Origin of the sequence: Bradyrhizobium oligotrophicum, assembly GCF_051168495.1 — a bacterium.
Classification (GTDB): Bacteria; Pseudomonadota; Alphaproteobacteria; order Rhizobiales; family Xanthobacteraceae; genus Bradyrhizobium; species Bradyrhizobium oligotrophicum_A.
In genome coordinates, this window is record NZ_JBNPVB010000029.1 from 52,097 (window position 1) to 76,731 (window position 24,635).

Genomic DNA, 24,635 nt, shown 5'->3' on the forward strand with positions numbered 1-24,635 from the left:
TCTTGCATCCCTGTCTTCGAAAGCGTCCCATGCCCTCGACCAATGCACTCCACATCGCAGTCCTCCCCGGCGACGGCATCGGACCGGAAGTCATGGCGCCTGCGCTTGAAGTGTTGCGCAAGGTCGAGGCCAAGGCCGGCCTGTCGCTGCGTTTCACCGAGGCCCAGGCCGGCGCGAACAATTATCTCGCGACTGGCGTCTCCATCGCCGACACCACGCTCCGGCTGTGCGAGGGGGCGGACGCCATGCTGCTCGGCGCCTGCGGCCTGCCGTCGGTGCGCTATCCCGACGACACCGAGATCGCGCCGCAGATCGAGCTGCGCTTTCACTTCGACCTCTATGCCGGCGTGCGGCCGGCGCGGCTGATCCCGGGCGTGCCGAGCCCGATCGTCGGCGCCGACAGCAAAGGCATCGACTTCGTCGTCATTCGCGAGTCGACCGAAGGCCTGTTCGCCTCGATGGGCAAAGGTGTGGTGACACATGAAGAGGCGCGCGAGACCCTCGTCATCACCCGCAAGACCTCGGAGCGACTCTTCAACTTCTCCTTCAAGGTCGCGGCGCGGCGCAAGGCGCGCGGCCGCTCCGGCACTTTAGCCTGCGTCGACAAGGCCAACGTCTTCAAGGCCTTCGCCTACTTCCGCAAGATCTTCGACGAGGTTGCTCAGCTTCATCCAGATGTGACGACGGATCGCCTCTACATCGACGCCTGTGCCCTCATGCTCGTGAAGCGGCCGTGGGACTTCGACGTGCTGGTCACCGAAAACATGTTCGGCGACATCCTGTCCGATCTCGCTGCGGGCCTCGTCGGCGGCATGGGCATGGCGCCGTCGGCCGACATCGGTGATACGCATGCGGTGTTTCAGCCCTGCCACGGCACCGCGCCCGACATCATGGGGCAGGGCAAGGCCAACCCGACCGCGATGATCCTGTCGGCGGCGATGATGCTGGACTGGCTGGCAGACACCCGCGGCATCGAGGGCGCCGCCGAGGCCGCCCAGCGGATCGAGCAGGCGGTCGACAAGGTCTATGCCGCAGGTCTCAAGCCGTTCGAGTTCGGCGGCAGCGCCGGCACCGCCGAGGTGACCCAAGCGGTGCTCGCGGCGCTCTAGCGTCCCTTGAACACCGGCTCGCGTTTGTCCATGAAGGCGCGGCGGCCCTCACGGAAATCCTCCGAATCCATGCAGGTGTCGCGGATCCGCTTGATCGCAGCCATGTCGCGGCGGCTCTCGTCCTTCAGCACTTCGGCGATCGTGATCTTGGCGGCCTGGACCGCCAGCGGGGCGTTGCCGGCGATCGTGCGGGCGGTGTCCAGCGTGGCCGGCATCAGGTCGTCATTGGCCATCATCCGGTCGACCAGGCCGATCCGCAGCGCCTCATGGGCATCGATCCGCGTCCCGGTGTAGAGCAGGAGCCGGGCCTGCGACGGGCCGACCAGCGACACCAGGTGGCGCAGGCCCTCATGGCCATAGGCGATGCCGAGCTTGGTGGCGGGAATGCCGAACTGGCAGTCCTCGGCCGCAAAGCGCATGTCGGCGAGCATCGCGATCTGCAGGCCGCCGCCGAGGCAGAAGCCGCGGATGCAGGCGATGGTCGGCTTGGGGTAGGTCGCGAGCAGCGCCCGCTGGGCGGCGCTCCGCTGCGCGTAGGCTTCGGAGGCCTCGGCGTTGTTGCGGCTCTGCTCGAACTGGCTGATGTCGGCGCCGGACACGAAAGCCTTGTCGCCCGCCCCGGTCAGCACCACGACGCGGATCTCGGCATCGTCACGCAGGGCGGTGAGCGCCTGACCGAGGCCCTCCCACATTTCCAGCGACATCGCATTGCGCTTGTCGGGATTGTTGAAGGTGATGATCCCGACCCGATCATCGATGGTCATGAGGATCTTGCCATCGGCGAAGGCGGTGGGAGCTTCACGCATGCTGGTTACAAATCCGGACGGCGGGGCAGGGCAGGCGACCCATCGTCCACCGCGCCCGATGCGACGTCAACGCCGGATCAGCGGCCAAGCCGGATCAACGCAGTCGAGGCCTGCCGTATCAGGGGTAACGAAGCCAAGTGGTTCGGAGGCACCGCGGCGACGGCTGGATGCCTGCAACGGCGGAAGACGCGGTTTGAAACACGAGCGTCCGGACGGGCGCCTGCCAGGCGCGCCGGGCGAAAACGACGGCATGCCGCCACTTCCTATGACGGCAAATGAGGTCGCGAGAGGTGACGAATCCTCGTACCGCGCAGCCATTGCTGGGCGGACGAGAGGGGCCGGATGACCGGCCATATCGATCGTTCGGCCCGCAGGGCCGAAACCGCGGACTCGCCCGAGCCGGCTGAGCGCCTGGCGCCCCCAAGTTGCGCCCTCGAGCGACGATGGCCCATACCCATCACGAGGTGGCTTGTCTGAATGATCAGACAGCCTCGACTATTCCTCGTTCGCTGCGATCGACTCCATCAAGGACACCAGCTGACGTTGAACCGTCTGGTCCTTGATCTTGCTGTAGGCACGTAGCAACCGCAGGCTGAAGGCGCTGTCCAGGAACAGTAGGCTCTCGACCTCACGGGCCTTGTTGTCGCCGTCGTAGAAGAACGTCACGGGCACGTCGAGCGCGGTGGCGATCTGCTGCAGACGCGCAGCGCCGACACGATTGACACCCTTCTCGTACTTCTGGACCTGCTGGAAGCTCACGCCGAGCTTTTCACCAAGCTCCGCCTGCGAGATCTTCTGCTCCACCCGCCGCAGGCGAATGCGCTTGCCAAGCTCAATGTCGGGTTTGCCGGCACTGCGCTGCTTCATCTTCTTTGCCGCTGATTTATTCATACTGGTCTTACCGTCCTTCCATCGGAAATCCCCCGAAGAGATGGGTCAGGGGTTCACCCATATATACTGTTTTAAGTTGCTGTGGATGGATGAATTCGTCCTTAAACCACGGGTATTTGCCAGGGTTAAAAGCCTCCACCAGCCAGTCGATCATGTGCCGCACCCTAGGGATGCGACCTGTCGTGGCGTGGTATGACAGCCAAATATCGTAAGACCATTTCAGATCAACCTCCAGAGGTATAATTTTCCCACCAAGCGCGCTCGCATAGGTTGGGAATACCCCAATACCAGCGCCGTGGGCGACGGCCCAGTAATTGGCACTGGAGACGTTGGTCGTCATTGCGATCAGGTCCCGCTGCTCGAAACCGGGAAAAATGGTGGCGAAAGCGGCATTGGCTGCGGCTTCATCCGCGACTTGCAGAACCAGCCGGTGTTTCGCCAGCTCGTCAATCGTCTTTGGAACACCATACATTTCCAGATATTTCTCGCTCGCAAAGCACATCAGGTGCATGCGGCCGAGCCGGACCAGCTTGACGTCGAGCGCCGCCGGCCGCGACAGATGGATGGCGACGTCGGCCTCGTGACGCGACACGTCGGCCGAGCGCATCGCGCAGTACAGGTCGACCATCACGTTCGGAAAACTCTGCTGAAACTCGACCAGCCGTGGCGCGAGCCAGAAGGTGCCGAGGCCCTCGGTCACCGCGACGCGGACTTCGCCGGACGCAGCGCCGGCGAGACCATCGCCCGCACGCAGCAGCTCGAACGAGGCGGCTTCCATGCGCTCGACTGCCGAGACCACCAACGCGCCCTCGTCGGTCAGGCGCGCGCCGTGAACGTCGCGCGTGAACAGGGTCGCGCCGATCTGCCGTTCGAAATCATCGATGCGTCGCCGCACGGCATTGATCGAGAGCGTGAGACGTTCTGCTGCCGAACGAAAGCTGCCGGCCCTGACGACCTCGAGGAAGATCCGCGCGGCGTCCCAGTCCGTCAGACTTGCCAGCGCCGATTTGCTCACGGCCGCCTTGTTGCTGAGGGCAGCCTTGCCGCCGGCGGCACGGCTGGCCGCGGAACGCGCGGCCGCCTTGCTGGGCGGCATCGCTGCAGTGGCCTCGTCGCCACCCTCGCGTACCTGCTCGCCGCTCGTCCCTGCCGCGGCAGACGAGTCTCCATGCACGGCCGGAGCCAATGTCGCATGGGGGGCATTTAGCTCCTGGCGTTCCTTCTGAGGAACGCCCCGTTCCGCCACAACGCGCATACAAGCTCTCTCCGCCTGCTAGAGTGAAACCGATAAACTACGGAATATGGCACAACTGATGCCATGGGATTGGTTGAGACATTGACGCTCGAGATGAGTCTTTCGGCTTCACAGCCTTGCAGCATCGCCTTACCGCCTACGGACCCGCAGGGATACACACGATATAGGCCGAGGACACGCTTAGCGCGAATCGGGCCGAACATCGACGGTTTTTGCCCGGAACACGGTGAATTGGTATTCGAAGATGGCCATGGGTCATGCTATCTTGGTGAATGGACGCTGGCGCTGACTCATCGAATGCAGGTGTTCGATCGTGCGGCTTCGCACGGGGACTTATCGATACGGAGGCGGGCCAGGGCGGGCCGACGACAACTTCGGGCGCAGGGCGCGATGGAGTTGGATGAGAAGCGCGCAGAGGAGCAACAGATGACGTATTTGAAAGCCATCCGCGAGTCGGGACTTGCTCCGCTCCATCTCGCCGCACGCTAGAACGGAACGATGACCGTGGCCAATTCAGACGACCAGATGTTTGCCGTGCTTGCAACGTTGGAGCAATGCCGCGCGACGCTCGTCGCGACCGGCAATCGCGAATCGGCGCATTTGATTTCGGTAGCGATCCTCGATCTGCGCATGAAGCTGAACCGTTTGAGCGAAGACGACTTGAAGTCGCTTTGCGATGAGATGGTTCAATCTGACAACCCAGACAAATTGCGCGATGCGAAGCCGCAGCCGGGGCAACATCGCCAGCCGCTACTCCGGGTAGTGAAATAGCACGGTTCGCTATGTGCACAACAGTGCATTTGATGCATTCGTGATATGCCGTGATCGCGCGTGATATGCGCCGCGGGTCCATCGCGCTCGACGTGAACAGCGAGATCGCACGCCAAGGATGACCGCGGCATCGCGCTGATCATGGGCCCGAGGGGTGGCCGAGGGCGGATCGTTCGCGCAACAGGGGCTGGTCCAAGAGCGGCTCGCCCTAGTCTCCTGTCATAAGGTCTCGTCACAAGCTCGCGTTCTCGGGCCTTGTCCTCTCGATCATGGCGGTCTGCGACCGTCGGCATCGGCCGTAACTTCGGCGCCTCTGTTGCGTATTCCCCGTATCGGCGGCATGAAGCATCGTGCCCCGGCGTCAGGACGCCGCTCATGGGGTGTATCGCGGGACTCGCATGATCCAGAACGTATCGATTCCGGCGGCGTTCATCGCCGGCCTGGTCAGTTTCCTGTCGCCGTGTGTCCTTCCGCTGGTTCCACCCTATCTGGTGTATCTCACCGGCGCGACGATCGAGCATATCGAGAGTGAGGAGGCGCCGTCCGCATCACGCCGCGCCGTGATGATCTCGGCCGCGCTGTTCGTGCTGGGCTTCTCCACCGTGTTCGTAATGCTGGGGGCGAGCGCGTCCCTGATCGGCGGTCTGATCCGAGCCTGGTCCGAGCAATTGTCGATCCTTGCCGGCATCGTGATCATCGTGATGGGCCTTCATTTCCTCGGCCTGACGCGGATCGCATTCCTGATGCGCGAGGGACGGCTGCCGATCCCGAAGCCGGTCGGCCTGTGGGGCGCCTATGTCATGGGGCTTGCCTTTGCGTTCGGCTGGACGCCCTGCATCGGCCCGATCCTGGCCGCGATCCTGTCGATCGCGGCTGCAGAATCCACCGTCGCCAGCGGCGCCGGGCTGCTCGCCATCTATTCCGCCGGCCTCGGCATTCCGTTTCTGGTCGCGGCCTTCATGATCGAGCAGTTTTCGGCGTTGTTCATGCGGATGCGCGGCCACCTCGTGAACGTCGAGCGCGCCATGGGCGTGTTGATGATCGCGACCGGCATCGGCTTTCTCACCGGCGCGGTATCGACCTTCAGCATCTGGCTGCTCGAGACCTTCCCGGCGCTGCAGAAGTTCGGCTGACGCGCGGCTTCAGTCGTCGAGCTTGCAGATGATGGTGTAGACCACGCCGGGTGGCAGGAAGTCGACGGTGGCCTCGCCGCCGAGCTGATCGCGCGCGCTGCGCTCGATCAGGCGTGAGCCGAAGCCGCGCTGGATCGGCGCCGACACGACCGGGCCGCCGGTTTCCCGCCAGACCAGCCGGAGACGGCCCGGCAGCTTCTTGGCCGGATCCGCCTGGCTGAGCTCCCAGGACAGATCGACCATGCCGCTGTCATTGGAGAGTGCGCCATACTTGGCCGCGTTGGTCGCGATCTCGTGCACGATCATCGACAGCACGACGGCCAGTCGCGGCGACAGCGCGGCCTTCGGGCCGGAAATCCGGATGCGCTCGGGATTGTTCAGCTGGTAGGGCTTGAGCACGCGCCCGATGACGTCGTCGAGCTCGGAGCCCTGCCATTTCTCCTTGCTGAGCAGGTTGTGCGCCTCGGCCAGCGCGCCGAGCCGGCCTTCGAACTTTTCGCGCTCCTGGCGGCTGGCGCTGCGGAAGGTCTGCACCGCGATGGCCTGCAGAATGGCCAGCGTGTTCTTGACGCGGTGGTTGAGCTCTTCGATCAGCAGGTCGTGCAGCGTCTCGGCGCGCGCGATCGCCGTGGCCATGCGCACGGCGAAGGCGAGACCGATCGCCAGCAGGATGCCGCCGATCAGGCTGGTGATGGCGAGGTTGCGCCACAGCGGCGCGACCAGCGAGTCCTCGGTGATGCCGGCACCGATGATCCATCCGGTCAGACGGGAATGAGTAAAACTCGACAACAGCGGCACGCCTTCGAGCGACAGGCTGGACAGCGTCGCCTCGTGCTCACTGAGCATGCGGTCATAGACCGACGATGACGCCTGCTTGCCGATCGTCTCGGCCGGATTGGGCGCCCGTGCGAACACGATGGCCTTGCGGTCGAGCAGGGACAGCGCCCAATCGTCGCCCGGCCGCTGCTTCTCGAGGATAGACTGGAATATCTCGATCGGCGGGCTGAACGAGATGTCGTAGACGACCTCGCCGTCGCGAAACACCGGCACTTCGACGGTGACGATCAGGCTCTTCTTCACGATGCCGTAGAACAGGTCGGAATATTGCGGCTGCCGCGTCTCGAAGACGCGCTCGGTGATCTCGCGGTTGCTGCGCAGGGGCAGGTTGGCGGTGTCCGTCGCCGCCGACGAAAACAACTGATGTCCCTGCCGGTCGGCGACCAGGATGGTTCCGTTCTTGCCGTATTGTTCGAGGAAGCCCATCGCGATCGGGCGGAAGCGGTCGAAGTCGCCGGTCTTCAACGCATCGGTCAGCGCCAGGACCTGGATGCCCCCGGTCATGCGCTGCATCTCGGCATCGAGTGTCAGGCGGATGCTGCGCACCGTGTCGAGCACGCGCTGCCGCGCCGCGCTGCGGTCCTGCATGTAGTTGTGGAAGACGATGCCGCCCGCGAACAGGATGAGCGGCAGCGTGGTCCCTGCGACCAGAAGAGCAAGCCGGACGGGCAGGGAAAGCTTCGGCACGGAGGCCCCATTGATGGCGTTCTTGATCGACGTGCCCGTGCCGGTTGAATCGACTCAGCCAATTGGGCGCGGAGGAGACCGTCTGCGGCGATCGGATATCAGGCTGGACCGGCTGCGTCCGCAAGGACTTGACGGTCGCAGCCGTTCACATCGCCGTCAACATAGGAGAGCGCCGCGTGCGCGCCAAGCGCGAAGCACAGCGCGGTCCGGGTTCCCGCGGAGGCTTTGCCGCCACAGCCTGCCTCTAGACGTTGCTCTCGGCAATCGCCGCATACACCATGCTGCGCAGCTCGCGGCGGATCGGATAGGCGCTCGACGGCAGCACCTGCGTCATGAAGATCGTGATCAGCTCTTCGGCGGGATCGATCCAGAACGACGTGGAGGCCGCGCCGCCCCAGGCATATTCGCCGGCGGTGCCGGCAATCAGCGTCTTGGCCGGATCCATCGTCACCGAGAAGCCGAGGCCGAAACCGATGCCGTTGTAGGCGGCTTCCGCGAACATCGACCGCGACAGTGCCGGCAGGTCGACGCCGCCGGGCAGATGGTTTGACGTCATCAGCTTCAAGGTCTTCGGTCCGAGCAGCCTGACGCCGCCGAGCTCGCCGCCATTGATCAGCGCGCGGCAGAACGTCAGGTAGTCGGCCGTGGTCGAGCACAGGCCGCCGCCGCCGGAGATGAAGTCGGGCGGGCTCAGGAACGAGCTGGTGGCGGGATCGTCCTGCAAGGTCAGGCCGCCCTTGCGGTCGGCGGCGTGGAACGACAGGGCGCCGCCGGGGTCGGCCGAGTAGCACGCCGCCAGCCGGTGCGCCTTCGCCGCCGGGACATGAAAGTCGGTGTCGGTCATGCCGAGCGGATCGAAGATGCGCTCCTTCAGGACCTGCTCGAACGGCTTGTCGGCGATCTTGCCGACGAGATAGCCGACCACGTCGGTGGAGACCGAGTAGTTCCAGGCCTCGCCCGGCGAGAACTCAAGCGGAATCCGGCTGAGATCGTCGATCATCGACTGCAGCGTGCCGGCCTTCTCGACCGCGCCGATCTTGGCGTCGCGATAGGCGGCATCGACGTTGGAGCGCTGCTGGAAGCCGTAGGTCAGGCCCGAGGTGTGGCGCAGCAGATCGACAATCAGCATCGGCCGCGCCGACGGCCGGCTGATGAAGGCCGGCGCGGTGCCTGCGACAAACACGCCGAGGTTCTTCCATTCGGGAATGTATTTCGCGACCGGTTCGTCGAGCGCGACCTTGCCTTCCTCGACCAGCATCATGAAGGCGACCGAGGTGATCGGCTTGGTCATCGAATAGATGCGATAGATCGTGTCGTCGCTGACCGGCACCTTGCGCTCGACGTCGGCATGGCCGAGCGAGCTCGCATGCACGATCTTGCCGCGGCGATAGATCATCAATTGTGTGCCCGGAAAGCGCCCGGCGTCGATGTAGCGCTGCTGCAGATGCGCATCGATGCGCGCGAGCGCGGCTTTCGACATGCCGACGGTTTCGGGCGAGGCGGGGGTCGGGGCGAGCATCGGACGTCTCCGCTGTGATGTGGTTTCTGGCGTCCGGCGTGAGGATCATGCGGGCACGGACATTTGTGCTGGGTGATAGCCGAAAAACGCCCCACTTCCAATGGCAGGCAAGGGATGCGTCGTGTACCCTTTGCCGCCGGAGGATTGGCCATGACACAATTCAATGAAGCCGAACTCACGGATGCCGTCGTCGCCAGCTTCGACGGCACGCCCGATGCGCGCGCCAAGTTCCTGCTGCAGGAGCTCGTCAAGTCGCTGCACGACTATGTGCGGCGAACCAGCCTCACCTTCGACGAATGGGCTGCTGCCGTCGACTTCCTCACCCGGACCGGGCAGACCTGCACCGCGAGCCGGCAGGAGTTCATCCTGTTGTCCGACGTGCTCGGCGTGTCGATGCTGGTCGACGCCATCAATCACCGTGACAGGGCCGGGGCGACGGAGACGACCGTGCTCGGTCCGTTCTATGTCGGCGAGCACGCGGTGACGCCACATGGCGCCGACATCTCGGCGCATCTCAAGGGCGAGAAGATGTTCGTGCAGGGGCGCGTGACCGATCTGTCGGGCGCGCCGCTGGCCGGCGCCGCGGTCGACGTCTGGCATGCCGATGACGAAGGTTTCTACGATTCGCAGCGGCCGTCCTACGCGAGCGACGGCCCGTCGTCGCGGGCGCGCTTCATCACCGACGCCGACGGCCGCTTCTTCTTCCGCACCATCCTGCCCTGCAGCTATCCGATCCCGACCGATGGGCCGGTCGGGCAGATGATCGTGAGCACCGGGCGCCATCCGATGCGGCCGGCCCATGTGCATTTCCTGGTCGACGCCAAGGACCATGAGCCGCTGATCACCCACGTCTTCATCGGTGGCGACGCCCATCTCGACAGTGACGTGGTGTTCGGCGTCAAGGATGAACTGATCGCGCAGGTCGAGCCGCGCACCGATCCTGTCATGCCGGACGGCAAGCTCGCCGCGGGTCCGTGGCACCTGATGAGCTACGAATTCCGCATCAAGCCCGGTGCCGGCGTGGCCCCCACGCCGATGCTGGCAAAGGCCGCGACCGCGGCAGCGGAGTAGGGCGAAACGACGTCGCCCACTTCTTGTGCAACGCACAGGAAGTGGGCGAATCGCAAAATTTGCGTGCGGCCGTCGTCGTTCAAGGCGACCGGTCGATTTGCCTAGACGATTGATTATTCGAGGCTTCCGGATCGTCCGGTCCTTGGCACGAAGCTTGAATAGATGGTTCCGACGCCATCGATGCCGTCTGCGCAAACCCCCCATCCGACATCTGACGCTGCCCCTTCCGAGGCTCCCCTCGGGACGCGCCCCTGTGCGCGATCGAACGGCGAATGACGGGCGGGCCATTCCACCATCGAGCGCTTTTCGAAAAGGACGACTGCACTCATGACGAAGACCGCCCATCCTGCTCGCCGCAATGGCCTCAGCCGCCGCCAGCTCCTGAAGGCCGGTGCCGGCACCGCAGCGCTGCTCGCGGCCGCAAAATTGAGCTTTCCTGCCGGTGCTTTCGCCCAAGGTGCGGGCCCGGAGGTCAAGGCTGCGAAGCTCGGCTTCATCGCGCTGACCGACGCATCGCCGCTGTTCGTGGCCAAGGAGAAGGGCATCTTCGCCAAATACGGCATGCCCGACGTCGAGGTGCAGAAGCAGGCGTCGTGGGGCACCACGCGGGACAATCTCGTGCTCGGCTCGGAAGGCAATGGCATCGATGGTGCCCACATTCTGACGCCGATGCCCTACCTGATCTCGTCCGGCAAGGTGACACAGAACAACCAGCCGACGCCGATGTACATCCTGGCGCGCCTCAACTTGAACGGCCAGTGCATCTCCGTTGGCAAGGAATATGCCGACCTCAAGGTTGGCCTGGATACCGCGCCCTTCAAGGTCGCGTTGGAAAAGAAGAAGGCCTCCGGCAAGGCCATCAAGGCGGCGATGACCTTCCCGGGCGGCACCCACGATCTGTGGATCCGCTACTGGCTCGCCGCTGGTGGCATCGATCCGGATAAGGACATCGAGACCATCGTGGTGCCGCCCGCGCAGATGGTGGCCAACATGAAGGTCGGCACCATGGACTGCTTCTGCGTCTGCGAGCCATGGAATCTGCAGCTGATCCATCAGCAGATCGGCTATACGGCGCTCACCACTGGCGAACTCTGGGATAAGCACCCGGAGAAGTCATTCGCCCTGCGCGCCGCCTATGTCGACAAATATCCGCGTGCGGCCAAGGCGTTGCTGATGGCAGTGATGGAGGCCCAGCAGTACTGCGAAAAGATGGAGAACCGCGACGAGATCGCCGCGATCTGCGCCAAGCGGCAGTGGATCAACGTTCCCGTCGAGGACGTCGCCGACCGCATGAAGGGCAAGTTCGACTACGGCACCGGCCGCGTCGTCGAGAACAGCCCGCAGCAGATGCGCTTCTGGAAGGACCAGGCTTCCTACCCGTTCAAGAGCCATGATCTCTGGTTCATCACCGAGGACATCCGCTGGGGCAAGTACGAAGCGGGCTTCGATGCCAAGTCGCTGATCGCCAAGGTCAATCGCGAGGACCTGTGGCGCGATGCAGCCAAGGAGCTTGGCGTTGCGGCGGCGGATATCCCGACCTCAACCTCGCGCGGCAAGGAGACCTTCTTCGACGGCAAGGTGTTCGATCCGGAAGATCCGGCCGCCTATCTGAAGTCGCTTTCGATCAAGCGCATCGACGCCTGATCAGGACTTTCAGCCGCGCGCGAACAGCGCGCAGCCCCTCTCATTGCACGGAGAAAGGTTTCCGATGTCCATGCCAGCGTTGATCAATGATAACGCGCCCAAGATCGTGCCGACTACGTCGCCGTCTGCCTCCGCATCCGTCGTGACGATGACGCCGAAGCAGCCGCCCAAATCCGAGCGTTATGTGAAGATGGCCAGCGAGGCCGCGGTGCGCGTCGTGCCGCCGCTGATCGTACTCGCGCTCGCTCTGCTGATCTGGGAATTGCTCTGCCGCCGTGCTGGATCGGCGCTGCCGCCGCCGTCACGTGTCTTCAATGACACCCGCGAGCTGATCTTCGATCCGTTCTTCGACAATGGCGGCATCGACAAGGGATTGTTCTGGCACATCTCGGCCAGCCTGCAGCGTGTCGCGCTCGGCTATTCGCTCGCGGCGATCGTCGGCGTCGCGCTCGGCACCCTGGTCGGACAGTCGGTCTGGGCGATGCGCGGTCTCGACCCGATCTTCCAGGTGCTGCGCACGATCCCGCCGCTTGCCTGGCTGCCGCTGTCGCTGGCCGCGTTTCGCGACGGCCAGCCCTCGGCGATCTTCGTCATCTTCATCACCTCGATCTGGCCGATCATCATCAACACTGCGGTCGGCATTCGCAACATTCCGCAGGACTATCGCAACGTCGCCGCCGTGGTGCAGCTCAATCCGCTGGAGTTCTTCGCCAAGATCATGATCCCGGCGGCGGCGCCCTACATCTTCACCGGCCTGCGCATCGGCATCGGCCTGTCCTGGCTCGCCATCGTCGCGGCCGAGATGCTGATCGGCGGCGTCGGCATCGGCTTCTTCATCTGGGATGCGTGGAATTCCTCGCATATCAGCGAGATCATCCTGGCGCTGCTTTATGTCGGAATCATCGGGTTCGTGCTCGACCGACTGATTGCGGTGGCCGGCAAGATCGTCACCCGCGGCACCGCGACGAACTGAGAGGAACAGATCATGGCCTATCTGAAGCTCGACCACGTCGACAAGACCTTCACCCGTGGCGCTGCGACGACCGAGGTGCTCAAGGACATCAACCTGACGATCGAGAAGGGCGAGTACGTCTCGATCATCGGCCATTCCGGCTGCGGCAAGTCGACGATGCTCAACATCGTCGCCGGCCTCACCACGGCGACATCAGGCGGCGTGCTGCTGGAGGAGCGTGAGGTCAACTCGCCCGGACCCGACCGCGCCGTGGTGTTCCAGAACCACAGCCTCCTTCCTTGGCTCACGGTCTACGAGAACGTGCGCCTCGGCGTCGACAAGGTGTTCGGCAAGACCAAGACCCGGCCTGAGCGCGACGCCTGGACGCTGCACAATCTCAACCTCGTGCAGATGGCCCATGCCAAGGACAAGCGCCCGAACGAAATCTCGGGCGGCATGAAGCAGCGCGTCGGCATTGCGCGCGCGCTCGCCATGGAGCCGAAGGTGCTGCTGCTCGACGAGCCGTTCGGCGCACTCGACGCGCTGACGCGGGCGCATCTGCAGGACTCGGTGATGGCGCTGCATCAGAAGCTCGGCAACACCATCCTGATGATCACCCACGACGTCGACGAGGCCGTTCTGCTGTCGGACCGCATCGTGATGATGACCAACGGCCCGAGCGCGCATATCGGCGAGGTGCTCGAGGTCGCGCTGCCGCGCCCGCGCAAGCGGCTCGAACTCGCGACCAACACGACCTACGTGAAATGCCGCCAGCGCGTGCTCGAATTCCTCTACGAGCGGCACCGCTTCGTCGAGGCGGCCTGACATATCGAAGGCGGAGAGCGGATCGAACCGCGCTCCGCCTCCGGCGACTAACGGGTTCTCGTTTCATCAAAGGATTTCCCATGACGCCGTCTCAGATCGCATTGGTTCAAGAGAGCTTTGCCAAGGTCGCGCCGATCTCCGATCAGGCCGCGATCATCTTTTACGATCGTCTGTTCGAGGTCGCGCCGCAGGTGCGCGCGATGTTTCCCGACGACCTCACCCAGCAGCGCAAGAAGCTGATGGCGACCTTGGCGGTCGTCGTGAATGGGCTGACGAACTTGCCGGCGATCCTGCCGGCGGCGAGCGCGCTGGCGAAGCGTCACGTCGACTACGGGGCCAAGCCGGAGCACTATCCGGTGGTTGGCTCCGCGCTGCTGTGGACCCTGGAAAGAGGGCTCGGCGAGGCCTGGTCGCCCGAGGTCGCCGAGGCCTGGACTGCGGCCTACGGCACGCTGTCCGGCTACATGATTGCGGAAGCCTATGGCAAGGCGCAGGCTGCGGAGTAGCATCGTTGAGTGAACCGCTCGTCATCGTCGGCAATGGCATGGCCGCGGCCAAGCTGGTCGAAGATCTGTCGCAGACCGCGCTCGGCCGCTACGCGATCGCCGTCATCGGCGACGAGCCGCGGCTGGCCTACAACCGCGTGCTGCTGTCGTCGGTGCTGGCGGGCGAGGCCGCGTCACACGAGATCGAGCTCAAGCCGGCGTCCTGGTGGCGCGAGCGCGGCGTGACGTTGAAGTACGGCGCACGCGCGACCGCCATCGACGTCGGCCGCCGCGAACTGCAGATCGAGAACGGTGAGAACGTGGCGTTCTCGCGCCTGGTCCTTGCCACCGGCTCATTGCCGCTGCGCCTGCCCGTGCCGGGCGCCGATCTGGCGGGCGTGCACACGTTCCGCGACAGCCGCGACACCGACGTGCTGCTGGCGCTGGCGGCGAAGAAAGTGAAGGTGGTGGTCGTCGGCGGCGGCCTGCTCGGGCTGGAAGCCGCCTATGGCCTGGCGCGTGCCGGCGCCAAGGTGACGCTGCTGCATCTCATGGACCGGCTGATGGAGCGGCAACTCGATGCGCCCGCGGCCGCGCTGCTGAAGACGCTGGTCGAGCGCAAGGGCATCGAGGTTCTGCTCGAGGCCAGCACGGCCGTCATCCATGGCGAGGGCTGCGTCGAAAGCGTCGAACTGGCCGACGGACGGCGGATCACGGCGGATGCGGTGATCTTCGCGGCCGGCATCCGGCCCAATGTCGCGCTCGCCAAGGAAGCCGGGCTCGCGGTCAATCGCGGCATCGTCGTCGATGACGCCATGCAGACCTCGGCACCCGGCATCTTCGCGCTCGGCGAATGCGCCGAGCATTGCGGCACCTGCTATGGCCTGGTCGAGCCGGCCTATGAGCAGGCCCGGGTGCTGGCGCGGCATCTCGCCGGCCGCAAGGCGGCCTATGGTGGCAGCGTGGTGGCGACCAATCTGAAAGTGTCAGGCGTGTCGGTATTCTCGGCCGGCGACTTCATGGGGGCCGAGGGCAGCGAGGCGATCGTGCTGAACGATGCCAGGCGCGGCATCTACAAGAAGCTCGTCATCGCCGAGGGACGCCTCACCGGCGCCGTGCTGATCGGCGAGACCAGGGATGCGCTGTGGTACCGCGATCTGATTCGCAATCGCGAGTCGGTCGCATCGATCCGGACGGCGATGATGTTCGGCCGCGCGGGTACGCGACCGCAGGCAGCGTGAGAAGGGGCCTCGCAGGATGACGACAGTCGATCCGAAGCTGCGCACGGTGCGCACCGCCTGTCCTTACTGTGGCGTCGGTTGCGGCGTGCTGGCGACGCCCGATGGTCGCGGCGGCGCCGCGATCTCGGGCGATCCGGTGCATCCGGCCAATCTCGGCCGTCTCTGCTCGAAGGGGTCGGCGCTGGGTGAGACGCTCGGGCTGGAGAGCCGGCTGCTCCATCCGATGATCCGCTGCAAGGGCGGCATGGAGCGGGTGGCGTGGAGCGATGCGCTCGATCACGTCGCGAGCCGCCTCAAGCACATCGTCGCGCGCGACGGCGAGGATGCGGTGGCTTTCTATCTCTCCGGCCAGATGCTGACCGAGGACTATTACGTCGCCAACAAGCTGATGAAGGGCTTTCTCGGATCGGCCAATGTCGACACCAATTCGCGGCTGTGCATGGCGTCCTCGGTTGCCGGCCATCGCCGCGCCTTCGGCGCCGACACCGTGCCCGGCACCTATGAGGATCTCGATAAGGCCGACCTGCTCGTCTTCGTCGGCAGCAACGCCGCCTGGTGCCACCCGGTGCTGTACCAGCGCATGCTCGCCAACAAGCAGGGCCGCGGCGCCAAATTCGTCGTCATCGATCCGCGCCGCACCGACACGGCTGAAGAAGCCGATCTGTTCCTGGGATTGAAGCCCGGCACCGACGCGGCGCTGTTCTCCGGCCTGCTGGTGCATCTTGCCGACAGCGGTGCGCTCGATCACGACTACATCATGCGTCATACCTCGTGCTTCGACGAGACCTTGGCGCGCGCGCGCAGCCTCGCCGGCAGCGCCGGGGCGACGGCGCTCGCGACCGGCCTGTCGGAGGCCGACGTCGCAGCCTTCTTCAAGCTGTTCCGCGACACGCCGAAGGTCGTCACCCTCTATTCGCAGGGCGTCAACCAGTCGGCGCAGGGCACCGACAAGGTCAACGCGATCCTGAACTGCCATCTCGCCACGGCGCGCATCGGCAAGCCGGGCGTGGGGCCGTTCTCGCTGACCGGGCAACCCAATGCGATGGGCGGCCGCGAGGTCGGCGGCCTCGCCAATCAGCTCGCCGCCCATATGGGTTTCACGCCGCCGGACATCGATCGCGTCCGCCGCTTCTGGAAGGCCACGGGCATCGCCACCCATGAGGGGCTGAAGGCGGTCGCGATGTTCGAGGCGATCGCGCGCGGCGAGATCAAGGCGCTGTGGGTGATCGGCACCAATCCGGCGGTGTCGCTGCCGGACGCCGATCTGGTCCGATCAGCGCTGAAGAAGCTCGAACTGCTGGTCGTCTCCGAGAACGTCCGCTCCAACGACACCGTCGATTCCGGCGTGCACGTGCTGCTGCCGGCGCAGGCCTGGGGCGAGAAGTCCGGCACCGTCACCAATTCCGAGCGGCGCATCTCGCGCCAGCGCGCCTTCCTGGCGCCGGCCGGCGAGGCGAGGCCCGATTGGTGGATCGTGAGCGAGGTCGGCAAGCGGCTCGGCCACGCCAGCGCTTTCAACTACACCTCCGCCGCCGACGTATTCCGCGAGCATGCGGCGCTGTCGGCGTTCGAGAACGACGGTGCCCGCGATTTCGACATCGGCGCGCTGGCGACGCTCAGCGACGACGAATACGACACCATGGCGCCGGTGCAGTGGCCGGTGCGCGCGGGCAAGCCGCCCGAGCCGCGCTTCTTCGCCGACGGCGCCTTCTACACCAACGACCGCAAGGCGCGCTTCGTCGCCCCCGAGGTGCCGGCGCTGCGCAGCGAGACCAATGCGGCGCGTCCCTTGCGTCTCAACACCGGGCGCATCCGCGACCAGTGGCACACGATGACGCGCACCGGCCTCAGCCCGCGGCTCGGTGCCCATCTGCCCGAACCGTTCGTCGAGGTGCATCCGGATGACGCTCTGAAATACGGCCTGATGCATGACGGCTTCGCCAAGGTCACGACCGAGCACGGCCAGTGCATCCTCCAGGTCGTCGTCAGCGAGCGTCAGCAGCGCGGCATGCTGTTCGCGCCGATCCATTGGAACGCGACCAATTCCTCCCATGGCCGCGTCGGCGCACTGGTCGCCGCGCACACCGATCCGTTCTCCGGTCAGCCCGAGGCCAAGGCGACGCCGGCCGCGATCAGCCCTTACGAATACGTGTTCCGCGGCTTCATCCTTGCGCGGAGCGAACTCGCGCTGCCCTCCCATTTGTGGTGGGTGCGCGCGACGGTGCCGGGCGGCTTCGGCTATCTGTTCGCCGACAATGGCGACCTCCTGCGCTGGCCGGCCTGGTTCAAGGCCCGCGCCACCGACGACGTCGCCGATTACACGGATGTCGGCGGCGGCGTCTATCGCGCCGCGTCGTTCGAAGGAGATCACATCGCGACCTGCCTGTTCGTCGGACCGGGCCATGATGCCGGCGACTGGAACGTCGTGAAGACGATGTTCGCCGCCGACCGTCTCGACGACGATCAGCGCCGCACGTTGCTGTCCGGCCGTGCGCCCGATGGTGTCGGCGGCGGCCCGGTCGTCTGCGCCTGCTTCGGCGTCGGCCGCGACACCATCTGCGAGGCCATCGCCGCCGGCGCCCGCACGCCCGCCGCGATCGGTGCGCAGCTCAAGGCCGGCACCAATTGCGGCTCCTGCATCCCGGAGATGAAGCGGCTGATCGCGCAGACGCCGGTACAGGCTGAGGCTTCGGTGAAGGTGGCGAGCTAGCCAATTCGACCTTAGACGAGGGCGCAGCCCTCGTCATTGCGAGCGCAGCGAAGCAATCCAGAGTCCCGCCCACCACCCTGGATTGCTTCGCTGCGCTCGCAATGACGGCTTGCGGTGATCGACGTCGCGCACCGCATCCTCTATGCTCGCGTCCATGAAACACAAGACATTCGGAACCGGCGGGGCCGGCGTTTCCGTGATCGGGCAGGGCACCTGGTATCTCGACCATGCCGACCGCAAGCGCGCCAGCACGACGTTGCAGCGCGGCCTCGATCGCGGCATGAGCCACATCGACACCGCAGAGATGTATGGCGATGCCGAGCTGGTCATCGCCGAGGCGATCGCCGGGCGGCGCGACCAGGTGTTCCTGGTCTCCAAGGTGCTGCCCAGCAACGCGTCGCGCAAGGGCACCATCACCGCCTGCGAGCGCTCGCTGAAGCGGCTGAAGACCGACCGGCTCGACTGCTATCTCTTGCACTGGCCGGGCTCGCATCCCCTGGCGGAGACGGTCGCGGCGTTCGAGGAACTGAAGGCCGCCGGCAAGATCGCGTCCTGGGGCGTCAGCAATTTTGACGTCGACGATCTCGACGAACTGCTGGACGTCGCGGGCGAGGGCAAGATCGCCTGCAACCAGGTGCTCTATCATCTGCAGGAGCGCGCCATCGAGCACGCGGTCATCCCGTGGTGCGGCCAGCACGGCGTTGCCGTCGTCGCCTATTCGCCGTTCGGCCATGACGATTTTCCCGAACCGCGCAGTCCGGGGGGCGAGGTGCTGCAGCGGATCGCGCAGCAGCACGAGGCGACGCCGCGCCAGATCGCGCTCGCCTTCCTGACCCGCGCCTCATCGCTGCTGGCGATCCCCAAGGCGTCGCGCCCGGAGCATGCCGAGCAGAATGCGGCCGCCGGCGACATCGAACTGACCGCCGCCGAGATCGCTGCGATCGACCGCGCCTTTCCGCGCGGGCCGAAGCCTCGGGGACTGCCGATGCTGTAGTGCAGCATCACGGAGTATTACGGAAGTTTGCTACTGCGGCGCGTGAGCAGCGCATATCGGCTGCCCGCTTTCGATGGGTTGTCGCAAGCCTGCGATTGGCGTTTTGTCGCCGCTCACCGATTCGTCCCGTCTAGCTCCCGAGTTCGACCGTGACCCCGCCTCCGAGTGCGGCTGCCGCCGCGCGCCTCGACGATGTTCCGACGTCCGTGCTGGAGAAACCGCCGGCTCAGCGCAAGCGCGCGCCCGCGCGCGCCGACCGGCCGTTCCGCGGCATCGCGCTGATCCTGCTGTCGACGGTGTTCCTCGGCACCTCGGACGTCACCGCGAAATATCTGTCGAAGACGCTGCCCTCGATCGAGATCACCTGGATCCGCTTCGTCGTGTTCTCGCTGATCATGGTGCCGGCGATGATCCCGGGCTCGCCGCTGTTTGCGATGCGCACGGAGCGGCCGACGTTCCAATTGTTGCGCGGCATCGCGCTGCTCGGCTCGTCGCTGCTGTTCATCTCCGGCCTGCGCTATCTTCCGATTGCGGAAGCCTCCGCCACCGGCTTCGTCGCGCCGCTGTTCGTCACCGCGCTGTCGATCGTGTTCCTCAGCGAGAAGGTCGGCCTGCGCCGCTGGATCGCGACCGCGGTCGGCCTATGCGGGGTGCTGGTCATTCTCCGGCCCGGCACCGGCGCGTTTCATCTCGCCGCGCTGTTCCCGATCGCCTCGGCCTTCGCCTGGGCCTGCACCCTGATCATGACGCGGATGATGAGCGGCCGCGAGCACGCCATCACGATCATGACCTATTCCTCGATCGCCGGCGTCTGCGTGCTCACGGCGATGGTGCCGTTCGTCTGGACCGCGCCGTCCTGGCAGGACATCGGCTTCGGCGTGCTGGTCGGCGTCGCCTCGACCATGGGGCAGTGGATCGTGGTGCTGGCGTTCCGCTATGCGGATGCCTCGGTGCTGGCGCCGTTCTCCTACACCCAACTGCTATGGGTCAGCATCCTCGGCTTCCTGGTGTTCGGCGAGGTGCCTGACATCTGGACCATCGTCGGCGCCGCCTTCATCGTCTCCAGCGGCCTCTACACCGCCCATCGCGAGCGCGTCCGCCGCTCGCAACTGCTGCAGGTCGCCGGCGAGAGCTCGCCGAACCCCTGAAGCTCCAGGCTGTCATTCCGGGGCGGGGCCGCAGGCCCCGAACTCGGAATCTCGAGCTTGTCTTGCGCTACATCTCTCATCGGGATTCCGGGTTCGAGGTCTCGCGGCCTCGCCCCGGAATGACCGCGCGTGTGGCTTGGAGTTGGCTCCCGCCGATGCTACCTGTTCCCCGAGCAACAAGAACAATGGGGAGCGCGCCGCCATGATCAATCTGACACCCGAGACTGTCCTGCCCGACGATGGCACAAGCGGCACGCTGGTCGGCCGGGTCTGGCGGCCTGATGTCGACGGCCCGTCGGTGGTCGCCGTACGCGACGACGGCGTCTACGACGTCACCTCGGCATTCCCGACCGTCAGCGCGCTGTGCGAGCACGATGATCCGGCCACCGCGCTGCGCGGCATGAGCGGGCAGCGCATCGGCGCTCTCGCCGACATCCTCGCCAACGCGCCGCCGGACCGCCGCGATCCCGCAAAACCCTGGCTGCTGGCGCCGGTCGATCTGCAGGTGTTGAAGGCCGCCGGCGTCACTTTCGCGATCTCGATGCTGGAGCGCGTCATCGAGGAGCGCGCGCGCGGCAATCCGGCCTCCGCCGACGCGATCCGGACGGAGGTGGTGCGCCTGGTCGGCGACGACTTCTCCAAGCTCAAGCCGGGCTCGGAGCAGGCGATGCACCTCAAGCAGGTGCTGATCGAGCAGAACGCGTGGAGCCAATACCTCGAGGTCGGCATCGGCCCCGACGCCGAGGTCTTCACCAAGGCGCCGACCTTGTCGTCGGTCGGGACCGGCATGGATGCCGGGCTGCATCCGAAATCGACCTGGAACAATCCGGAGCCGGAGGTCGTGCTGGCGGTGTCGAGCCGCGGCAGGATCGTCGGCGCGATGCTCGGCAACGACGTCAACCTGCGCGACTTCGAGGGACGCTCGGCGCTCTTGCTGTCCAAGGCCAAGGACAACAACGCCTCCTGCGCGATCGGTCCGTTGCTCCGCCTGTTCGACAAGAGTTTTTCGCTCGACGACGTCCGCAGGATGGAGGTCGCGCTGAACGTGACCGGCAGCGACGGCTTCGTGCTCGACGGCCATTCCTCGATCAGCAAGATCAGCCGCGATCCGACCGATCTCGTCGCCCAGACCATCGGCGCCGTGCATCAATATCCCGACGGCTTTGCGTTGTTCCTCGGCACGATGTTCGCGCCGGTGAAGGATCGCGACGCGCCAGGGCAGGGGTTCACCCACAAGCGCGACGACATCGTCACCATCTCAGCCCCGCAACTCGGCCGCCTCGTCAACCGCATGCGCAACAGCGACGAATGCGAGCCCTGGACGTTCGGCGTCGGTGCGCTGATGCGGAGCCTGGCACGGCGCAAGCTGATCTGAGGTTCGGTGGGGCCTAGCCTCTCCCCGCTTGCGGGGAGAGGCCGGATTGCATCGTCAGATGCAATCCGGGTGGGGGGGACTCTCCACGCACCGAACTCGTGGAGAGTCCCCCTCACCCCGACCCTCTCCCCGCAAGCGGGGCGAGGGAGCGCACTTCCCGTGCTGCGCATATGGTCTGCGTCACTCCCGGAGCGACGGCGAGATTGGGGCTGGCAGCGTCGGCCCTCACACATGCCCCGACGCCATCTGCCCCGCAGCGCGGCGGGGCCGCTCCTGCAATTGCGCGGCATCGCCGAGAGCGCGTTCGCGCACCAGCGACAGTGCGTGGTCGCGTTCGGCGGCCGTGCTGCGGCGCGGTTCGGGGCGGCGATGGCCCAGATCGTCGTCGATCGGATCCTTCGGCACCAGCGACAGTGCCCGTTCGAACGGATCGAGCGCAGCGTCGCGGCCCTTGCCGCTGTCGCGGCTTGGCTCCGGCTCCGGCGCCCGACGCGCCACCAGCGTCTTGATGCGGCCGATCAGGCCGGACGGCGCTTCCGGCGGGGCGGGGTCGAACGGGTCGGCGTAGAACGTCGCACCGGCCTTATCGACCATGCCGGCGAGCGCGGTGACCATGCGCGGCGAGCCGCAGGCATAGACGACGTCGGAGGCCGTCAAGGTCGGCATGTGCGGCTCGATGCGCCCGGTGCGGATCGAGGGATGATCGATCGGGCCTTCCTCGACCGTCGGGATGATTGTGACGTTGGGCAGCCGCGCGAGCTGCGCCAGGATAGGCGTCATGTAGAGCTGCGGCAGCTTCTTGGCGCCGGCGATGATCACCATCGGCCGGCTGCGCTGCTCACGCAACGCCATCGCCGCGATCGCCCAGATCGGCGCGAAGCCGGTGCCGCTGCCGGCGAGGACGAGGCGGCCGGTGCCGCCAGGCCGCAGGAAGGCGTGCCCGTACGGCCCCTGGATGCGCAGCCGATGGCCGGGACGGATGCCGCTGCCGAGCGCCTGCGTGACGCGGCCGCCGCGCACCTTCTTGATGTTGAGATGGATGACGCGGCCGCCGATCCGGCCGTCGAACGACGCCGTCGGGCTGTAGGCGCGCGCCGGATAGCCGGCGAAGGTGAACTTGAAGTACTGGCCCGGCAGATAGCTGATGCTCTTCTCCGGCGCGATCATCAGCTCCATGATGTCGGGCGCGACCTCGCGCAGGCCGACCAGTCGCGCCTTGCTGATGTCGATCTCCGGCACGTCCTCGACATCGACGTCGAGGTCGGAGACGACGCGCGCCTGGCAGGCGTAGATCATGCCCTGCGTATGCGTCTCGCCGCACACGGTCTGGCCCTTGGCGACGTGAACCATGCACGTGCCGCAGGTGCCGGCGCGGCAGTCGAACGGAATCTCGACGCCGTTGGCCAGCGCGCCATCGAGCAGCACGTCACCCGCGCGGACGCGGAACTGGCGGCCCTTGACGGTGACGGTCCTGAAGTTCGACATGATCAACTCCTCGCTCGACGACGCTATTGACTGTGGTGATTTGAATGACGCCGCGCGATCACGCCTTGCCGGGTGAGACGCGGATCAGGTTCTTGTTGGCCGCGGTCTCGAACCGGCTCGACCAGTAGTTCGAGGCCATCACCGGCCGCTTCAGCCAGCTCACCTTGGGCGAGCGCAGCACCAGGAACCAGAAGAAGAACGGCGTCGTGACGAGATGCGAGACCAGCGGAAACCAGTCCGGCAGCAGCGACGCCGGGCCGGGCAGGCGATACCAGTAGTAGGTGCTGATCGCGGTGGCCGCGAAGATGCGGTGCATCCGTGTGCGCGAGGCCGGCTTGTAGCGCAGCACGTGCTCGCCGATCTTGAAGATGACGTAGCTGATGATGGCGGCGCCGAACGGCCAGGCATAGGCGGTGATGATGGCGGCTTGATCGACCAGTTGCGGCGGATAGTCCGGCACCTGGAACCAGCCCCAGACGAAGCCCGGGAAGCTGCCGATCAGGAAGTTGCCGAGGAACTGCTGCACCTTGGTCGGCACGCCCTGGGTCGGCGTCAGCTCCGGCGTCGAGTCCGGGCACGGATTGCTGCAGGCCTCGCAGATGTTGCAGCGGGCGTTCTTGAAGGTCAGCGCCGGGTTGGTGCCGTAGAGTCGCTCGACGGGGTGGATCGGGCACAGCGAGGTGCACCAGCCCGAGCGCATCTCGAATACCGAGCCCATCGCGAACGCCATGAACGCAGCCGACAGCAGCATGACAGCCGTCAGCGGGCCGTCGACATTCAGCCCGATGCGCCGCATCGGTACGACGATGAACAGCAGCGTCACGCTGATCACCGCGAGCGTCGCCGCGCCCCATTCCGGCATCCTGATGTTCTGCGAGATGCCCATCTTGTTCGGCAGCAGATGAAAAGTTGCCATGGGACAGATGTTGCGCCACAGGCCCGGCGAGATCGTCACCAGCGCCGGCGCGATCGGAATCAAGAGATTCCACATCAGAGCGATGCCGAGGGGAGGAAAGAACAGCAGCAGATTCACCAGCAGCACGCCGACGACCAGCATGACCGTCTGCATCGTCAGCCAGAACCGCCGTTCCGCGCGTCCGGTGCTGCGGCTGCCGGGCTGCGCGGCCGGCTGATACCTGGCGGGAGCCACCTTCACGGCCACATGGGCCAGTGGCCGTACCTCTCGTTGCGAAGCATGATCTTGGAACGAACGTTGAGCGCTGTTGTTTCGCATTGCTTTCCAGGACGCTGGTGACTCGGCACGGGCGCGCTGGTGTGACGTGTCAGGTCGGCTTGCTGGTCCGCCAGGCCTGTTAGTTCGCGTCATCAGCGCATGCTGTAGCGCGGAATCTGCCGACGAGATGTGGCGCTTTTTGACGGCCAATATGGACGTGTCTGGGCCATGCTGCGGTCCGCATGCGGCCGTTTGATCTGGATCAAATCGAGGAACATCAAGCATTTGATCGGGGTCTGCCGAGCATTTTTCGAGCCGTTTGATCTGGATCAATGACGGCCTCGGCTGTGACGCATCGTGGGCACGATCGAGGCCGATTGTGCCCCCTTGATAAGAGGTGCTTCTACTTCGATCTCTGCTTCTGTCGCCTTGTGCTGACTCCAAAGCCTCACCCTGAGAGGGTGTGAATCTTTCTCAAAGATTTCGGGTTTGCCAGGGGATGACCGGTGTGATTCGCTGTCAA

20 protein-coding genes are annotated in these 24,635 nt (G+C 65.6%); 13 read left to right on the forward strand and 7 right to left on the reverse strand.

The annotated features are described in order from the left end of the window. The first annotated feature begins 29 nt into the window (after positions 1-29). Positions 30-1,109 carry an isocitrate/isopropylmalate dehydrogenase family protein gene (locus tag ACQR1B_RS33720; RefSeq protein WP_434835277.1) on the forward strand — a complete coding sequence of 360 codons (1,080 nt, stop codon included), beginning with the start codon at positions 30-32 and terminating at the stop codon, positions 1,107-1,109. On the opposite strand, the gene ACQR1B_RS33725 is transcribed toward ACQR1B_RS33720, so the two are convergent. The 3 genes from ACQR1B_RS33725 to ACQR1B_RS33735 all read right to left on the reverse strand — a co-directional run bounded on the left by ACQR1B_RS33725 (position 1,106) and on the right by ACQR1B_RS33735 (position 4,061). Continuing rightward, on the reverse strand, positions 1,106-1,915 hold the full coding sequence (locus ACQR1B_RS33725; RefSeq protein WP_434835276.1) for an enoyl-CoA hydratase: 810 nt from the start codon (positions 1,913-1,915) through the stop codon (positions 1,106-1,108). The two genes, ACQR1B_RS33720 and ACQR1B_RS33725, sit on opposite strands and share 4 nt — an antisense overlap. Positions 1,916-2,410: 495 nt before the next feature. Continuing rightward, positions 2,411-2,806, reverse strand: coding sequence for a helix-turn-helix domain-containing protein (locus ACQR1B_RS33730; RefSeq protein ID WP_006611929.1), 396 nt, complete (start codon positions 2,804-2,806; stop codon positions 2,411-2,413). A 7-nt stretch (positions 2,807-2,813) separates the two neighbouring features. Continuing rightward, positions 2,814-4,061 (reverse strand): LysR family transcriptional regulator, encoded by a 1,248-nt coding sequence (locus ACQR1B_RS33735; RefSeq protein ID WP_434835275.1) that lies wholly within the window; start codon positions 4,059-4,061, stop codon positions 2,814-2,816. Between the two features lie 498 nt (positions 4,062-4,559). On the opposite strand from ACQR1B_RS33735, the gene ACQR1B_RS33740 reads away from it, so the two are divergent. Together ACQR1B_RS33740 and ACQR1B_RS33745 are read left to right on the forward strand one after the other, a co-directional pair. Then, positions 4,560-4,832 carry a hypothetical protein gene (locus ACQR1B_RS33740; protein ID WP_434835274.1) on the forward strand — a complete coding sequence of 91 codons (273 nt, stop codon included), beginning with the start codon at positions 4,560-4,562 and terminating at the stop codon, positions 4,830-4,832. 398 nt (positions 4,833-5,230) lie between these two features. Next, positions 5,231-5,965 (forward strand): cytochrome c biogenesis CcdA family protein, encoded by a 735-nt coding sequence (locus tag ACQR1B_RS33745; RefSeq protein WP_434835273.1) that lies wholly within the window; start codon positions 5,231-5,233, stop codon positions 5,963-5,965. A gap of 9 nt (positions 5,966-5,974) precedes the next feature. Here ACQR1B_RS33745 and ACQR1B_RS33750 read toward each other — a convergent pair whose 3' ends face one another. Both ACQR1B_RS33750 and ACQR1B_RS33755 read right to left on the reverse strand, forming a co-directional pair. Beyond that, positions 5,975-7,489: a sensor histidine kinase gene (locus ACQR1B_RS33750; protein WP_434835272.1), complete on the reverse strand. Its 1,515-nt coding sequence runs from the start codon at positions 7,487-7,489 to the stop codon at positions 5,975-5,977. A 244-nt stretch (positions 7,490-7,733) separates the two neighbouring features. After that, on the reverse strand, positions 7,734-9,008 hold the full coding sequence (locus ACQR1B_RS33755) for a serine hydrolase domain-containing protein (protein ID WP_434835271.1): 1,275 nt from the start codon (positions 9,006-9,008) through the stop codon (positions 7,734-7,736). Between the two features lie 150 nt (positions 9,009-9,158). Between ACQR1B_RS33755 and ACQR1B_RS33760 the strand changes: the two genes are divergently transcribed. The 10 genes from ACQR1B_RS33760 to ACQR1B_RS33805 all read left to right on the forward strand — a co-directional run bounded on the left by ACQR1B_RS33760 (position 9,159) and on the right by ACQR1B_RS33805 (position 21,453). Continuing rightward, complete coding sequence (locus ACQR1B_RS33760; protein WP_434835270.1) at positions 9,159-10,079, forward strand: dioxygenase; 921 nt, start codon at positions 9,159-9,161, stop codon at positions 10,077-10,079. A 327-nt stretch (positions 10,080-10,406) separates the two neighbouring features. Next, positions 10,407-11,723, forward strand: coding sequence for a CmpA/NrtA family ABC transporter substrate-binding protein (locus ACQR1B_RS33765; RefSeq protein WP_434835269.1), 1,317 nt, complete (start codon positions 10,407-10,409; stop codon positions 11,721-11,723). 64 nt (positions 11,724-11,787) lie between these two features. Continuing rightward, on the forward strand, positions 11,788-12,696 hold the full coding sequence (gene ntrB, locus ACQR1B_RS33770; RefSeq protein ID WP_434835268.1) for a nitrate ABC transporter permease: 909 nt from the start codon (positions 11,788-11,790) through the stop codon (positions 12,694-12,696). A gap of 9 nt (positions 12,697-12,705) precedes the next feature. After that, entirely contained in the window at positions 12,706-13,500 is a 795-nt protein-coding gene (locus ACQR1B_RS33775) for an ABC transporter ATP-binding protein (RefSeq protein WP_434835408.1), read from the forward strand. An 80-nt stretch (positions 13,501-13,580) separates the two neighbouring features. Further along, the gene (locus ACQR1B_RS33780; RefSeq protein WP_434835267.1) at positions 13,581-14,006 is read left to right on the forward strand and encodes a globin family protein; all 426 of its coding nucleotides are present in this window, start codon (positions 13,581-13,583) and stop codon (positions 14,004-14,006) included. A 5-nt stretch (positions 14,007-14,011) separates the two neighbouring features. Then, positions 14,012-15,226, forward strand: a complete 1,215-nt coding sequence (locus tag ACQR1B_RS33785; RefSeq protein WP_434835266.1) for an NAD(P)/FAD-dependent oxidoreductase — start codon at positions 14,012-14,014, stop codon at positions 15,224-15,226. 16 nt (positions 15,227-15,242) lie between these two features. Next, a complete protein-coding gene (locus ACQR1B_RS33790; protein ID WP_434835265.1) occupies positions 15,243-17,936 on the forward strand; it encodes a nitrate reductase in 2,694 nt (897 codons plus the stop codon). A gap of 154 nt (positions 17,937-18,090) precedes the next feature. After that, complete coding sequence (locus ACQR1B_RS33795; protein WP_434835264.1) at positions 18,091-18,930, forward strand: aldo/keto reductase; 840 nt, start codon at positions 18,091-18,093, stop codon at positions 18,928-18,930. A gap of 149 nt (positions 18,931-19,079) precedes the next feature. Then, complete coding sequence (locus ACQR1B_RS33800; RefSeq protein WP_434835263.1) at positions 19,080-20,078, forward strand: DMT family transporter; 999 nt, start codon at positions 19,080-19,082, stop codon at positions 20,076-20,078. A gap of 202 nt (positions 20,079-20,280) precedes the next feature. Further along, entirely contained in the window at positions 20,281-21,453 is a 1,173-nt protein-coding gene (locus tag ACQR1B_RS33805) for a fumarylacetoacetate hydrolase family protein (RefSeq protein ID WP_434835262.1), read from the forward strand. Positions 21,454-21,678: 225 nt separating this feature from the next. Here ACQR1B_RS33805 and ACQR1B_RS33810 read toward each other — a convergent pair whose 3' ends face one another. Further along, positions 21,679-22,938, reverse strand: a complete 1,260-nt coding sequence (locus tag ACQR1B_RS33810; protein ID WP_434835261.1) for a 2Fe-2S iron-sulfur cluster-binding protein — start codon at positions 22,936-22,938, stop codon at positions 21,679-21,681. A 58-nt stretch (positions 22,939-22,996) separates the two neighbouring features. Further along, the gene (locus tag ACQR1B_RS33815; protein ID WP_434835260.1) at positions 22,997-24,100 is read right to left on the reverse strand and encodes a ferredoxin; all 1,104 of its coding nucleotides are present in this window, start codon (positions 24,098-24,100) and stop codon (positions 22,997-22,999) included. Positions 24,101-24,635 lie beyond the last annotated feature (535 nt).

What these genes read in the sequence shown, in the direction of transcription:
- ACQR1B_RS33720 (WP_434835277.1), top strand. Translation starts at nt 30, where the DNA reads ATGCCCTCGACCAATGCACTCCACATCGCAGTCCTCCCCGGCGACGGC.
- ACQR1B_RS33725 (WP_434835276.1), bottom strand. Translation starts at nt 1,915, where the DNA reads ATGCGTGAAGCTCCCACCGCCTTCGCCGATGGCAAGATCCTCATGACC.
- ACQR1B_RS33730 (WP_006611929.1), bottom strand. Translation starts at nt 2,806, where the DNA reads ATGAATAAATCAGCGGCAAAGAAGATGAAGCAGCGCAGTGCCGGCAAA.
- ACQR1B_RS33735 (WP_434835275.1), bottom strand. Translation starts at nt 4,061, where the DNA reads ATGCGCGTTGTGGCGGAACGGGGCGTTCCTCAGAAGGAACGCCAGGAG.
- ACQR1B_RS33740 (WP_434835274.1), top strand. Translation starts at nt 4,560, where the DNA reads ATGACCGTGGCCAATTCAGACGACCAGATGTTTGCCGTGCTTGCAACG.
- ACQR1B_RS33745 (WP_434835273.1), top strand. Translation starts at nt 5,231, where the DNA reads ATGATCCAGAACGTATCGATTCCGGCGGCGTTCATCGCCGGCCTGGTC.
- ACQR1B_RS33755 (WP_434835271.1), bottom strand. Translation starts at nt 9,008, where the DNA reads ATGCTCGCCCCGACCCCCGCCTCGCCCGAAACCGTCGGCATGTCGAAA.
- ACQR1B_RS33760 (WP_434835270.1), top strand. Translation starts at nt 9,159, where the DNA reads ATGACACAATTCAATGAAGCCGAACTCACGGATGCCGTCGTCGCCAGC.
- ACQR1B_RS33765 (WP_434835269.1), top strand. Translation starts at nt 10,407, where the DNA reads ATGACGAAGACCGCCCATCCTGCTCGCCGCAATGGCCTCAGCCGCCGC.
- ntrB (WP_434835268.1), top strand. Translation starts at nt 11,788, where the DNA reads ATGTCCATGCCAGCGTTGATCAATGATAACGCGCCCAAGATCGTGCCG.
- ACQR1B_RS33780 (WP_434835267.1), top strand. Translation starts at nt 13,581, where the DNA reads ATGACGCCGTCTCAGATCGCATTGGTTCAAGAGAGCTTTGCCAAGGTC.
- ACQR1B_RS33790 (WP_434835265.1), top strand. Translation starts at nt 15,243, where the DNA reads ATGACGACAGTCGATCCGAAGCTGCGCACGGTGCGCACCGCCTGTCCT.
- ACQR1B_RS33795 (WP_434835264.1), top strand. Translation starts at nt 18,091, where the DNA reads ATGAAACACAAGACATTCGGAACCGGCGGGGCCGGCGTTTCCGTGATC.
- ACQR1B_RS33805 (WP_434835262.1), top strand. Translation starts at nt 20,281, where the DNA reads ATGATCAATCTGACACCCGAGACTGTCCTGCCCGACGATGGCACAAGC.
- ACQR1B_RS33810 (WP_434835261.1), bottom strand. Translation starts at nt 22,938, where the DNA reads ATGTCGAACTTCAGGACCGTCACCGTCAAGGGCCGCCAGTTCCGCGTC.